This window comes from Sphingobacterium sp. MYb388 (assembly GCF_037479535.1).
In the GTDB taxonomy this organism is placed as follows: domain Bacteria; phylum Bacteroidota; class Bacteroidia; order Sphingobacteriales; family Sphingobacteriaceae; genus Sphingobacterium; species Sphingobacterium anhuiense.
This window is the reverse complement of sequence record NZ_JBBGYV010000007.1, coordinates 265211-279013: the sequence shown is the minus strand read 5'-3', so window position 1 is coordinate 279013 and position 13803 is coordinate 265211. Positions and strand designations below refer to the sequence as shown.

The following is a 13803-nucleotide window of genomic DNA, read 5'->3' as shown; positions in this document are numbered from 1 at the left end:
TTTTTATGGTTACGTTAAAAAATATTATCTGCAGGAGCTTCGTCTCGTGGAGTCATACCATAATCCCTAATTACTGCTGCTACACGTAACCTGTAGTCGTCGAAAACCGAACTTCTGCCTGCCTGCTGTGCGTTTCTATGATTCGTAAGGTTACGCCATTCTCTCACACTTTCTTCATTTTCCCAAAACGAAAGTGAAAGAATTTTTTTGGGGTCAACAAGACTTTGAAACCGCTCTATGGAGATAAATCCCGGAATATTGTCCAACTCTGGTCTTAATGCCTTTGCTATGTTCAGGTACTCTTCTTTTTTTCCCTCTTTGGGAACTACCTCAAATATTACTGCTATCATATCTTCTTTTTTATTAAATGAGAAATCGCTGCAATATTTGGATGCAGCTACTTGACCTAAATATTATAAATGACCAGCAAATCATTTGTCCGATAAAGGTTGAATAATTTGAAGGTTCTATCTTAGACAGCAACTTATATATTTTGATTGCCAAGTCAATTGCTTCATTCCTTCCGATGTAAATTTATCTTAAAAAAAGACTTTCTTTATCATCCAGTTTGAATAAAGCGGATAGTCCAGATGCTTTTATCCGGCATATGATTTAAACGAGGCGTATATGAAGCTCTTATAATTTTATACTCTAAAAATAAAGCCCTTATGGTTAAATAAGGGCTTTGTTTGCTTTTAAAATAGATGAGATTAAATTTGACTAATTTGCATGTTGCTCTACTAACCCTAAATATACGGATTGACTGTCCTGAGCTGGATCACCGACCAGAATAAAAGAATAATAGTGATTTTCAGCTAATTTAATTTGCTCACGTGTTGCGAGCGTCTTACCTGCTTTATTTTTAGCAACTACTGTGAAAGTGCCACTTTTTTGTGCGATAAAACCTTCATTTGCAGTCACAGATTGCTGTGTTTCTTTAGCACGGTCGGTCCATGCTGCAGGCGCTGCTTGATCTCCGATGTGAAGCGTTACTTGATCACTACCTTCAGAGAAATTAAAAAAGCGTAATCCAGATTCTGTTTTTTTGATCTCTTTGTTGACGCGGTCTGTCGTAATTGCCTGTACTGGCTTTAATTTACTTCCGTAAAGAAAAGAACTATAAATGGTACTGTCTTTAACCACAATCGTACTATCGATCAAATTACCTTCTCCAGCAGTAACGGTTATTTTGCGTGATCCCGGATATAGGGCTACTTTACTCTGCGATTTATATAACAGCGGAAAATTAGGATTTTGAAGGATATTTCGGTCTGCATAATACAGTACAGCCTTTGCTCCACTATATCCATTTACCATCGTAAATAAAGCTGCTGGTACAGGTTGATGATCGTCCTTATCTTTGCTGCAACTGGTCACAAAAATTCCTGCAGTAACAACAGTTATTAAACTTAGTAATCTTAAGTATTTTTTCATAATATGTTAACTTAAATCTTATATTTAAAAAATACACATTGCGCTAGTGTTATCATAATAAACGGGGGTGCAACAGCTAGTGCTACATATTGTATAAAAAAATTGCGTGATTACGGTATGACGGATTATTTTCGCATATGTTTTATTGTGGCATCTTTAAAGTATCGTTTTCCATCTTTTGCACCATCCCAGACATTAGTGATACTGTGAATTTTAACAGGAGCTTCTTTTTCAAGGCGAATTAATTTTCTACAAACTGTTCTAAAAGTTCTATTCCATCTTCTCTTATCTTGTTTCTCTGTCTTTGCGTTTGTAATTCCAAATATTTTCGTTTTCCGTACTGATCTTGACATAATTTTACAAATTAAAACAAATGTGTTAATATCATCTCTTGAGACCGAATTGAATATGGTTTACCTTGGTAAGGTTTATATAAAATTGTCGATAACGTTTATCCTTCCCACAAATTAAGAAATTCTATTAAATTGTACCGTAAATGTAGAGCCTTGACCAAGTTCGGATTGCACCTGTAATTGACCTTTATGCATATCAATAATTCGCTGAACAATAGAAAGTCCAATACCATGTCCATGCTGACCTGGCGAAGATGCAGATTGGTAAAAAAGTTCGAAAATATGTGGTAAGTCTTCTGACGAAATGCCTCTCCCCTTATCACAAACCTGTACAATAGCTATCCCTTCATGGTATATAATATCTACTAGACAGTGTTTATCTGAACTGTATTTACAGGCATTTTCGATTAAATTAGCAAAAGCTACTTTAAGTAAATAGGCATTTCCCATGACCAAAATTTCTTCTTGATCCTCTGCATTATGCAACAGGTCATAATTAAAAGATATGCTAACACGGTAATCTTTATCTTTATCCTGGACCATAAATTTTGATTCTACAAGAATTTCATCTAGCCTTAAAGAACTAAAGCTAACTTCTGAACTATCATAATTGGCACGGGCAAAGTCCAATAAGGAACTGGATAATATTGTTGCTTCCTTAGCATCTAATAAAGCGGTATCAATAGAATGCTGGTAATCTGCTAAGGTTGTATTTAGCTCTTTTGCGAGTTCGAGTTCTGCAATCATAGCTGACAAGGGAGTACGAAACTCATGGGATATAATGGAAACAAAATGCCTTTGGTTGTTAAATGACTTTTCTAATCGATTGAATGTTCCATTAAAGGTATCAATTAATTCAGAGAGCTCATCCTTTGCTTTCCGATAATATACCCTTTTACTAAGATTATGTTCGGAGACATCCCGTATTTCATTAATGATATGTTTGATGGGTTTTAAAATGTACTGGGCAAAGAAAAAAGAGGTTATAAATATAAAAATAATGGCAACAAAATAAATACTGATGAGGAGCTGCTTCAAACGTTGCATATGGGCATAACCTGTCTGGTCGTATGCATGTCCAATCAGATAGTATTGTTTACCTTGAAAAGGATAATGCATGCCCATAAAGAGCTCATCGCCCTGATTCCAGGTCATAAAATTTTTATTCCGAATCTTTTCTAATAAGGCACGATCATAATGTTGTTCGCCAACATCAACAAAAAGCTCTTTAAATTGATTGTCAAAAACTGTTATCTGCGCTTCATTAATCTTTTTTTTATTTTGTTCATGAATCTGACGCAGTTGCGTTTCACTGACTTTGGCATCAAAAATAAATTCAGCACGCCAGGTAATTTTATACCGCAAGCGGTCTATAAATTCTTCCTCTCTATTTTTTTCAGAAAAGAAATAGATACTGTAGGCGAAAAGAAATAGTATCGCCGCAGAGAATAACGTTAATACTAAGGAAGTACGAGAAGCTATTTTCATTCTTTATTTGATAAGATAAAACCATGCCCCGATTTGTTATGAATGAGTTTAGTAATAAAGTCTTTATCAATTTTTTTCCTGAGATAATTGATATAAACATCAATGTAATTGGTTCCGGTATCAAAATTCTTTCCCCATACATTTCTAGCAATCTCATCACGGCTCAATAACGTTTCTTGATGCCGCATAAAAAATACAAGTAAGTCAAATTCTTTTGGAGTCAATTTAATATCGATGTGATCGCGACTCACATTTTTACTTCTCAAATTCAGTGTTAAAGAATCATAGTTTAAAGATTCATTATTTTCCCAACTGCCAAACTCTTTATTTCTTTTTAAAACAGCTGCAATACGGGCATATAATTCGCGAAGATCAAAAGGTTTTACCATATAATCATCTGCACCTGCATCAAATCCTGCAATTTTTTCATCGATTTGACCTAGGGCTGTCAACATGATAATCGGGATTTTAGGATAAGTGCATTTCATACGTTTGCTCAATTCTATACCACTCATACGAGGAAGCATGATATCAATAATAAGAAGATCGTAATCTAACAACTTTATTTGTTTTAAAGCTGATTCAGCATCAAGCGCAATATTTACCTGATAGTTTTGACTCTCTAATCCTTTTTGCAATACCGAACACACCCGTTGATTGTCTTCTACAACTAATACCCTCATATTAACAAATGTAGATACTTTTTAAATAAAATAAATCTTGAAATCTCAGATAAATAGTGACATACAATTGCTTTCCTTGATGTACCTAACAGCAAGGAAAGCAAAAGTTAATGATTCATTTGATTAGTGATCTGAGACAAACAGATCGTCAGCTCCATCTTGTATTGGTATATATAAACGTTCCCAGCTTTTCGAGTGTACCATTTCCCAACTATGGCCTTTACCTTTTAAATCTTCAGCAAGTAAGATAACACCTGGCTTGATCAAAAATGTAGAGCCGTCACTCACCTTAAAGCGAATATTGCCTTTTAATGTTACGACGTATTGACGTCTTGGAGCTGGATGTGCATTTTTCTCCCAATCTTCGGTCTTATTGCTCGACCAAAAAGTGGTTGTACTCGCGTGTTTCAAGGTTGGAATATAGCCTTTTTCAAAAGTACAAGTTCCATCTGCATTATTGATTAATCGAATAGCAGGCATTTTACCTTCACCTTCTTCAACTTTTACCGATTTGATGTTTCGATGATTTTCCTTAGCATGTAAAGATGGAGCAATAAATGCTAAACAGAAAAATAGTACTGTTTTCGAGATAATTTTCATTTTTATTAATTTTAAGATCTATTATTTTTTTACAAATTTTCAAATACAGTGTCATGAACCATCATACGGTCAAAATAGGGCTTGTACTTAGCCACCAAAGCAAGATGTTGTGGTAATTTGCCGTACGCTTCCAGCTCCTCGAGACTATCAAATTCCATAGCTGCATTATAGGTAAAGCTATTATCTAAAACCGTACGTGGACTTGAAGCAGCTGGTTTGCCGTAACGCACATTTTTGACATATGGCAATTTTTTAAGTCCTTCAAAAAATTCTTTAAATTCTTCAACTTGCGTTACTGAAAGCTCAGGTTTTAACCAAAAAAGTAAATAATGAAAAAACACAGGTTTCTTTTTTTTATGATCAGCAGCTAATAAGGTAGAACTTGTAACGCCTAAGACGCCAACTGTTCCTAATGTTTGTATGAAATTTTTCCTTTTCATGTTATATATTTAATTAAAATCAATTCGATATTTAAGAATAAATGCCCATTTATGATCTGTTACCAAACTTTCGTTTACCGCATTCGAATTATAAATTGGTCTATTTTGTGCATCAAAAGTCAAGCGACTACTACTTCCGTGAAATAATAGCGATATCCCGGCATCGTATATTGCACTATTATCTTTTAAAGCATTGTAGTTTGCAAATTGTACGGAGACTGCTGGCTGTAGTTGCAGGTTGTGATTATTGCGACTGAAATAAGGTAATGTACCTCCTATTTGGGCATAAAATGTATTACCCGTTCCCGCAGTAGGTAATGCATTTCCGGATCCATTTAAACTTGCATTCGCTGCAACTATTCCCGTAGCTGGATTATTTGTTCCAGAGAACCGGATATAATTAGGGCCATAGTCATTGTGCATGGCCATAGCATATGCACTGATAGAAGTTCCTTTTTCCTTATTAACAGGAGCATCATAGAAGACATCAAGAGCAACACTTTTCATATCATCATTTTGTATTGCTTTATCAGCATCTAAATGCCATAATGCATTGTGCATATATTCAAAACCTCCACCTACGCTTAACACCTTTTTCTTTCCTACATATGTTCCTGCATTAAAAGGTGTTTCATTATTTTCCTTGTCAAAAAAGGCATATCTAAAATAGCCGGATACATCTTTGCGGGCTTCATTTTTACTGAATTTAGCAACATTCAATGCTGGATCTGCAGTCGTAGCGGTATAGGGATCAGCAAGGACTAAGCGATAATCAAATCGTCCCAATTGACCTTTAATATAAGCACTCATCTCACGAACAGTCATATCGGTAATGCCGGTGTTTGATGTAGCATATAGAGGTAGATCATAGAGCAAAGTTGCTTGCGGGCCTGTTGTAAAACGGGATAGTCCTCTCCAGGTCGAACGTCCGGCACCTATTGCAAGCTTTGGACTAAAGCTATATTCTGCATACGCATCAAGTAAATCCATATAGGTGTTATTTTTACTGTTCACATTAACATTTGTAGGCCCCATCTGTAATACGAAATATAAATTTTCAGTTGGTTTATACGTCATCTTGGCACGAATGCGACGAAGGGACAAATCGGACACACTACCTACCTGCTCATTATTAACAAGACTGCCTGGATTTAATTGTGTGTAACGTGCCCAAAGTTCTGCATAGCCACTGAAGCTAACATAACGGGTATGCTCCTTATTTAGATAGTGTATGAGTTTTGGATTTCCAAAATCATTTGTCTGCGCATTACTTGTATGTATACCAGTTAGACCTACGGTCAACAACAACGACGCTAATAGCGGCTTTTTATTCATGATAATCTGTCTTTAATTTGATTCTTTTGTTAAGACAAATTTAGTTTGGAATATAGAGGCAAATAATTAGAAATCTATTAGAAATATGAATTAATAAGGTGCTTTAAATAGGCATTGCAAAGATTTATGTATTCAGATAAATCTTTATTTAGGTTTTTTACAAAAAACGAATAATACACTTTGAGAAAAAAACGTTAAATTTTAATGAAATTGAAAAAAAATTTAATCGTCGAGCTCCTTGATTTTTTAGTAGATCTGTACACAAATCTATTAGGACTCTCATAAAATGAATAGGGAAACGCTAAGATGATTAAAGAATTGCTTTCAGGCCTTACGTATTGAACAAAAGTAAAGTGATGCTACTCGCTGCATTAAGGGTTACAAATTTTAGATGATTTGGTGATATATACTATATTTGCACTTATACCATTGGATAGTAGCATGATAGAAATGGGTCAAATAATCCTAATTTTGGTAAAGGGATTCACGAGTAGACATGCTCACTAAATGCTTAAAGATGATAAAAATTTGTTTACTAAAATTAATGTTCCTACTAAATATGGTAGCGTATGGACAAATGAAAAATACATTTGAAATGAAAAACATCTTTTTATTTAATGAATTTTGGTCATGGTCTAAAGGCCCACTCTTTAAAAACTTTTATTTTGCTGATGATGGAAGTTTTGTCTACAACAATGGATATTCTGGTGGTATATGGTCTGTAAATACCAGTGAAGGAACGTACACCTACGATCCCTATATAAAAGAAATTAGGCTGCGTGTAAACAAGAAGTATAGCAGCGGACTAACTGTCTCTAAAGAAGAAACTCCGAGCAAATTAACGTTAAAAGACTTTAACGATACCAGAGTAGCGGTATTATTTGGAAATGATCGCTTGAATGTAATCGAAATGGGAAGAACCGTTGGGTTAACAACAGACCAATACTGGTTCAAAGGTCCGAATTCATCGCATGATTTAATTCAGTTTACAACATTTGGCCAAGCTACTATAATACAGGAAACAGATGTTAAAAGAACGTATTTCTGCCATTACCATATTTATGATCATCTTTTGCTTTTGGAAATTAACAGCATGACTACAGAAGAAGATGGTAAAGAAAAGAAAATTAAAACGTTTGCACCTGCATCTAAGACTTTCCTAAAGATCGATATTCATAAAGAACTTGTAAGGGTCGAGAAAATGGACTTAACAAAAGTTATTGACGGAACACGTAATTGGCAATTTCGCAATCAGAAATTTCATATAGAAAATATGGTCTTAACAGAAAATGAAATACTATTGGAGGAATTCAACAGGGTTGTTAAGCAGTAAAAAAATGAGCACTTCCTTAGTACTTTGGGTAATTTCAATATTGGATAGCATAACGCTACTATATAATTTTGATGAATGCTCAAGGAATACCACAACCCTACCCCAAGCCTCCTTGTTTTAAAACTGTTGAGATAGGTGAATTTTAGAAAGAAAGTACCCCACCTTAATATTCATCCGATAGGCGTACAAACTCTTCACTCCAATTGGTGCCTACTTTGTGTCCCAGTCTAACGATAACCAAGTTTTTTTGTGGATTAACATAAATATATTGTCCAAGGATACCCCGCGCCATAAAATCGCCATTCTGTGTAGGCAACCACCATTGGTACTGATAGTTTTTAGAGCTTCCACCGGTACTGTCAACTCGTATAGATTCCTTCACCCAATCTGCGGGAACCAACTGCTTTCCTTCCCAATTCCCCTGATGAAGGTACAACCGTCCCAATTTTGCAAAATCACGTGCTCGCGCATTCAGGCAACAAAAGGTTTTCTCTATACCGTCTTTCTTTTGATCGATACTCCAGGAGGCAGCATACTCCATCCCTACTGGTTGCCATATCTTTTCTTGCAGATAATCAGTAATTGATTTTCCTGCTAATGCATGGTCCAGCACCAACCCTAAAATCTGGGTATTACCACTCGCATAGGCAAAGCGGGTTCCGGGCTCTGCTTCCAGCTTTAGATTCTCGGTACTCTTGCGCAAACCAAGGCCATAATAAAATGTGGCGACTTCTCCAAAAGGATTGTAGTAACCTTCATTAAATTTAAGACCTGAAGTCATTTGTAACAAATGCTCTATCGTCACCTTATCAAATCCATTTTTTGCCATTTCAGGGACATATTTACTTACCGGATCTTGAACAGAACTGATAAGCCCGTCGTCAATGGCACAACCGATGAGCATCGAAGTAACGGACTTAGCCATAGAAAACGAAGGCACAATTGAAGCGGTATCATAGTCATCAAAATAACGTTCATAAAGAATACTATCATTGCGGATAACCAAAAAAGCGACAGATTTTGTCTGATCTAAAAAATTATCAAACGAAAGCTCTACTTCTTCATATATTCTATTGCTCGGAACCGATTCCTTACTTGCTGTATAGAAAGTAAAAGGCTTTGTAGAAGCTTGTAGCTCCCGGGTGGGAAAAATTTTGTAATCATCAATGTCTGCAAAATTATACCATATGAAACGACCAAATTTACAACTTGACAACATGGTCAGCATACAAATTGCCATAAAAATGAATACAAATTGATTTCTGTTCATATAGAAGGAATTTAAAGGCGAAAACAGTTAATTATCTAATATACAACTTACTTACTAAAGACCAAATCGTATTGAAACTTATTTAAAAAAGACTTCAGTTAAAAATTTATTTGGCCAACAAAGGAAAAGGATTAGCTCATTTTTGTCCATCAAAGCTTCAATTTTTAACGTCGGATATTTAGTATCCAAACGAATTTAAAGCTTTAGCTTTGCTTCAATCTGCAGATTTCTCTTTTCAATTTCCTCTAACATATGCATGATTTCGATAACAAAGGGATGACTAACAATTGAAATAACAGGTTTTTGGCCTAACTCATTAATACAATAGAAATCCAATAGCTGCAACAAACTTCGAATTGTACCGACAGTGCCCTGCCAATAATAAAAGTTTTCTTTTTTATGATTGATATTGCTTAATACCACATCTTTATTTATAATCAGTGATAAAGGCTTACCAATATTATCTTGTACGTAACTAATTAATAATTCCCCTTCTTCATTTTTATCTGCCGCCAAAAATAAACCAATTGCCTTACGTCTTTCTTTATTTAGAAATATGCACATCGAAAGCTGAAGTTGATCTACTAACTTTTTAGTATAAAATGATCCTAAGATTAAATCACAATTATTATCCATCATCAAAAAACAACTTTGTAATACTGTTCATTATAATGTAACAACCACAAAAATAAAGCTTTAAATTAATAATGCAATAGAATACTCTCAAATAAGGGAAAATTAATGTTTAAAAAGTTCATGATGACTATGTTTTCATATATAGAAACAACTTGATTAATTGGAATCCGTACTTTTAGCTATGTCTCAAAAGAGTGGAAATATGATTTTAAAAAATACAAATCGCTTTATAGTGAAATTGTATTAACGACAATTAAATTTGACTTTCTTAACTTTTACCGATGGAAACGAAAATGGTCTCCAGCATTTCAGAATTCAATAATGAACTTAAATTGCAAGGTTTTGCATCATTTCAAATTGATGATGACATTAATGCTAAGCGTTTATACGGCCACAAGTAGAACAAGATATTACCGAAAGACTTGCTTGTGGTGCCACATAATATTTGACCGCATATTAAAATCATCAATAAAAAACTGCTTTAAATGCCTCTGACCAACTATTAAAGAAAACTCGATGAATGAAGGTAATAGATTGATGTAATTCTTTCAAATTTTTTCAAACTATTTTAGGCAACAGGTGTTCTTATTATAAGAAACAATAACAAACATACTTTCCCAAAAAAGTGTAAAATGATAAATGACGTAGTACAGTAATAAATCCAATTGACCCATAATCTTTTGGATGACGAAACAAAAAAGAGGAAACGATAAGAAACACAAAAATTACTGTGCAGTTAAACGCCAAGATAAAGGGTCTAATGAAAATTAGGCCCTTTTGATGTTTATGAAGGGCATATACTTTGAATTAAAGATAGCCATTACTAAAAAAATTATGGTTCTCCTTATGGATTTGATACATAGTAATCCCAGATCTCCTTCGAAATTGCTGCAATTACATTTATGCCTCTTTGTTGGGGCGCCTTAAAATCAGAGACAAATACTGCTATTGCGAGATGTTGACCATTGGGTAATGTGATAATACCGATGTCATTAAATGCAGCCATTCTCCCCTCTTTGTTAACTCCTGACGCACCCGTTTTATGAATTAATTCAGCTGTCGGTGGTAGAAGAACTGTAATTCTTTTGCCCCAATCAGGCAATTCTCTCATTATCTGGATAAGAAAATCGTTGCTCGTTTTTGAGAGTAATTGCTGGTTATATAAGAGCTGCAGCAATTTAATCGCTCCTGCAGGTTTGCACCAATTTTTATATTGTAAGGCCCAATCTTTTTCCATCTCTCCTTCGGTATAGACGATCGAGATATCTTTTACACCTGCATGATGGAGATATTGATTTACCGCAACTGGGCCACCAGCGACTTTTGTATATAGAAAATCACAGGCATTGTTATCACTCTTTGAAACGGCATAAGTTAACAGATCAGCTAAAGTGACATCAAGATCCTGATTAGGGAAATCTTTTACCATCGGACTCTATGTGTTGGTATCCAAAGATGCTTTCGGCATATGAAATTTATCACTGAGTTTCAGTTCGCCCTTATCTACCTTATCTAGAATAGCAAAAGCAAGCGGAAACTTGAAAACACTCATCATTGGATACTCATGGTTCCCGTTTATGATGAAACCACTTTTAAAATCCATTCCCTGTACCCCTACTCCGATATTTCCTCCAGTAGTATCTATAATGTGTTTTATCCTTTCTTGAAGTTGCTGAATAGACTTCTTTTGTTGACCGAGCATCAGCTGTGGAATAAACAATAGTACAACTAAAATGTACTTCATATTTTTGAAATTGACCATAAAAGTAAAAGTATAAAAAACGAATAAATGTTGGTTTAGTATGTGTGAAAATTTTTAAGGATAAACTTTTCAGCAAACTTACTGTCTTCCACCCCCTTAAAATAACAAACAAAACCATTCTTCTCAAGTAATTTTCTTGATGCCTGATTCTCTGGATCGATAATGGCAATCACATCCATGCCTGGGAATGAATTATTAGCTTTATGGACGAGCCGTTGTAGAATTGCTGATCCATAACCCATTCGCCAAAATTCTCTCTTAAGAACATATCCTATTTCAAGAATTGCAGCATCGTATTTATAGCATTCCAATGAACAATTTCCTATAAATTCGTTTTTCTGATTAACTACCTTAAAAAATCCTAAACTTTCCTCTACAGCATTGATTTCAAGCATTGCGTCAAACTGTAATCTAGCCTCGATTTCCTCCCACTCGATTCCAGTTATGTATCTCATTGTCTCCAAATCACTGACCAGTCTTTTGAAATAATCAAAATCTGCTGCTACATATTTGACTAAGGTTATCTGCATATTTTATATTTCTAAAATGAAACTCCGCGCATGTGGCTTTTCTACTTTAACTTTCATAAAACTTATCGACGCGTGTTGTAGGGACTGATCTTATTAGATAGCGGGCCACATATAATGACCCGCTGCTTATATACTATATTAATTTTTGAATTGATATAAATTAAATATCTTCGAAAATTAACGATCAGACATTGTCTTTTGTTGAAGGTCATCATACATACACTGATAGACTATTGTTGGAAGATTATTCTTCGTGGATTCAGAAATGACATAATGTGTTAGCGATGCCAGCTCTGTTTGTGGTTTTTTATTGATATAGTCTGTATGCATAGATGATGTCGCATCATAGGGCATCTGTTCCATTTTATATAACGTTTCATTCACAATATCTTTTGAAACCACAATCCCTTTTCGTAGTGCTAAGGCTTCAACTTCTTGAATAAGCCTAATAACAGCATGCCTTTTTTCTGGATCTTCTATAACTTGACCAATCGAGCAATCGTAATAAGAGGTAGCCGTCGCCATAGAAGATATAAATATGAACTTATCCCATATTATTTTTTCTATTTTATCTGAATAATTCACATGGATATCGGCTTTTTGAACAAGATCATGTAACCTTTCTAGCCGTACATCATGTTCTCCATCTAATCCAAAATTCATGGTACCCCATTTCCCCGTTACTTCAATAACTCCGGGCGCTTTCAAACGAGATACAATATAGGCGCAACCATCGACAACTAAATTATTTGGATAGTATTTCTTAATACGCTCTTTACTGTCGACGCCATTCTGCAGTGGTATAAAAACTGTGCTTGGGCCCACACATGTATGTAACGAACTCACTGTCTCTTCAAGATCATACGATTTGGTGCATAGGAATATATAATCCATCGTATTGAACTCTTCCACCTGATCCGAAGCTTTATAAGGTTTGATTGTAAAGGTCTCTTTTTCCAAAACAACAGTTAATCCCTGTTGCTGTATTTCGTTAAGGTGATTTCCACGTGCCAAAAAATTAATATGAATATCGCTGTTTTCATACTTTCGTGCTAACATGGCACCGAAATATCCGCCTACTCCGCCTAATCCCACAATTAATATATGCTGTTCCATTGTTTGTTTAACTATGTTTATCAATAAAAATAATCAAAAGTGAATATAAACTAAGTTTTGTCAATTTTATAAATAAAATCAAAGTATAGAAAAAGAGCTTATGAATTGTAAATTTCATAAGCTCTTTTCTATTCATTTCTATTTTAGTATTGATCTCTTTAACTATTTATAATAGTTTATCAAAAAGACCCCATAGCCTTCATTATCCAGAACCAACTCTCCATCTTTTAAGATACTACCATCTTTACCTAGAATTGACATCTGATATTTCGCTCCGGGTATTCCGCCGTCGATGGATACGGAAAAGCCTGCTCCCCCCACAGCATCTATCAATGTTACTGTCTTTTGCCAAGGAACGCTAACAATCTCTTCATAGTTATCTGGAATATTGTAAGGATCTGTAATTGTAGGGGTATATTGAACTTGTGCCGTTGTGGCAGGTCCCTTTAAAGTGTAAGTGATCTGATAGCTTGATGAATCTGAATCAGATTCTTTTGAACAACTGCCGCAAATAAAACTAACGACACACACCATCAAAAATATTTTAATAGCTCTTTCCATATAAAGTTTTCTCTTTTAAACCAAATATCATACCAACGGAGCCATATATGTATTTTTATAATTAACCCGGAGATGGTAAGTTATCTGCATGAAACGCTATCAAAGCAATTTCTCTAGGAATAAAGATATACTGATTAATGAAGGTAATGCCGTACTTGTTGATATCATTACCCATACATTTCCTCTAAACTATAGGACACTTCCATATAATGCCAAAAGAAAGGAGATATTTTTATTGTATGTATTCTTTAGAGTCGTTTAT

The 13803-nt window shown here is 34.8% G+C and carries 14 protein-coding genes and 1 pseudogene; 1 reads left to right on the top strand and 14 read right to left on the bottom strand.

What is annotated here, in order from left to right; translation table 11 throughout:
• Positions 1–14 precede the first annotated feature (14 nt).
• From WH188_RS20445 to WH188_RS20410, 8 genes are all read right to left on the bottom strand, one after another.
• Complete coding sequence (locus tag WH188_RS20445; protein WP_132767846.1) at positions 15–350, bottom strand: antibiotic biosynthesis monooxygenase family protein; 336 nt, start codon at positions 348–350, stop codon at positions 15–17.
• A gap of 370 nt (positions 351–720) precedes the next feature.
• Positions 721–1434 carry a DUF4397 domain-containing protein gene (locus tag WH188_RS20440; protein WP_132767844.1) on the bottom strand — a complete coding sequence of 238 codons (714 nt, stop codon included), beginning with the start codon at positions 1432–1434 and terminating at the stop codon, positions 721–723.
• 125 nt (positions 1435–1559) lie between these two features.
• On the bottom strand, positions 1560–1787 hold the full coding sequence (locus WH188_RS20435) for a hypothetical protein (protein WP_132767842.1): 228 nt from the start codon (positions 1785–1787) through the stop codon (positions 1560–1562).
• A gap of 114 nt (positions 1788–1901) precedes the next feature.
• Positions 1902–3275: a sensor histidine kinase gene (locus WH188_RS20430; protein WP_339424586.1), complete on the bottom strand. Its 1374-nt coding sequence runs from the start codon at positions 3273–3275 to the stop codon at positions 1902–1904.
• Positions 3272–3958: a response regulator transcription factor gene (locus tag WH188_RS20425; protein ID WP_132767838.1), complete on the bottom strand. Its 687-nt coding sequence runs from the start codon at positions 3956–3958 to the stop codon at positions 3272–3274. The genes WH188_RS20430 and WH188_RS20425 overlap by 4 nt, the downstream gene beginning before the upstream one ends.
• A gap of 123 nt (positions 3959–4081) precedes the next feature.
• Positions 4082–4558, bottom strand: a complete 477-nt coding sequence (locus WH188_RS20420) for a hypothetical protein (RefSeq protein ID WP_260291952.1) — start codon at positions 4556–4558, stop codon at positions 4082–4084.
• A gap of 29 nt (positions 4559–4587) precedes the next feature.
• Entirely contained in the window at positions 4588–4998 is a 411-nt protein-coding gene (locus WH188_RS20415) for a Dabb family protein (protein ID WP_132767836.1), read from the bottom strand.
• Between the two features lie 9 nt (positions 4999–5007).
• Positions 5008–6333: a hypothetical protein gene (locus WH188_RS20410; protein WP_168126422.1), complete on the bottom strand. Its 1326-nt coding sequence runs from the start codon at positions 6331–6333 to the stop codon at positions 5008–5010.
• A gap of 595 nt (positions 6334–6928) precedes the next feature.
• On the opposite strand from WH188_RS20410, the gene WH188_RS20405 reads away from it, so the two are divergent.
• Positions 6929–7666 carry a hypothetical protein gene (locus WH188_RS20405; RefSeq protein ID WP_339424585.1) on the top strand — a complete coding sequence of 246 codons (738 nt, stop codon included), beginning with the start codon at positions 6929–6931 and terminating at the stop codon, positions 7664–7666.
• 163 nt (positions 7667–7829) lie between these two features.
• Here the strand turns inward: WH188_RS20405 and WH188_RS20400 are convergent, their stop codons facing one another.
• From WH188_RS20400 to WH188_RS20375, 6 genes and pseudogenes are all read right to left on the bottom strand, one after another.
• Complete coding sequence (locus WH188_RS20400) at positions 7830–8936, bottom strand: serine hydrolase domain-containing protein (RefSeq protein WP_132840195.1); 1107 nt, start codon at positions 8934–8936, stop codon at positions 7830–7832.
• A gap of 195 nt (positions 8937–9131) precedes the next feature.
• On the bottom strand, positions 9132–9575 hold the full coding sequence (locus WH188_RS20395; RefSeq protein ID WP_132767828.1) for a hypothetical protein: 444 nt from the start codon (positions 9573–9575) through the stop codon (positions 9132–9134).
• A gap of 841 nt (positions 9576–10416) precedes the next feature.
• Positions 10417–11175 (bottom strand): annotated as a pseudogene (gene bla / locus WH188_RS20390) (class A beta-lactamase).
• Positions 11176–11369: 194 nt separating this feature from the next.
• Positions 11370–11864 carry a GNAT family N-acetyltransferase gene (locus WH188_RS20385; protein ID WP_132767824.1) on the bottom strand — a complete coding sequence of 165 codons (495 nt, stop codon included), beginning with the start codon at positions 11862–11864 and terminating at the stop codon, positions 11370–11372.
• A 177-nt stretch (positions 11865–12041) separates the two neighbouring features.
• Positions 12042–12980 (bottom strand): ketopantoate reductase family protein, encoded by a 939-nt coding sequence (locus WH188_RS20380; protein WP_183913555.1) that lies wholly within the window; start codon positions 12978–12980, stop codon positions 12042–12044.
• 162 nt (positions 12981–13142) lie between these two features.
• Positions 13143–13541, bottom strand: coding sequence for a hypothetical protein (locus WH188_RS20375; RefSeq protein ID WP_132767820.1), 399 nt, complete (start codon positions 13539–13541; stop codon positions 13143–13145).
• Between the last annotated feature and the right edge of the window lie 262 nt (positions 13542–13803).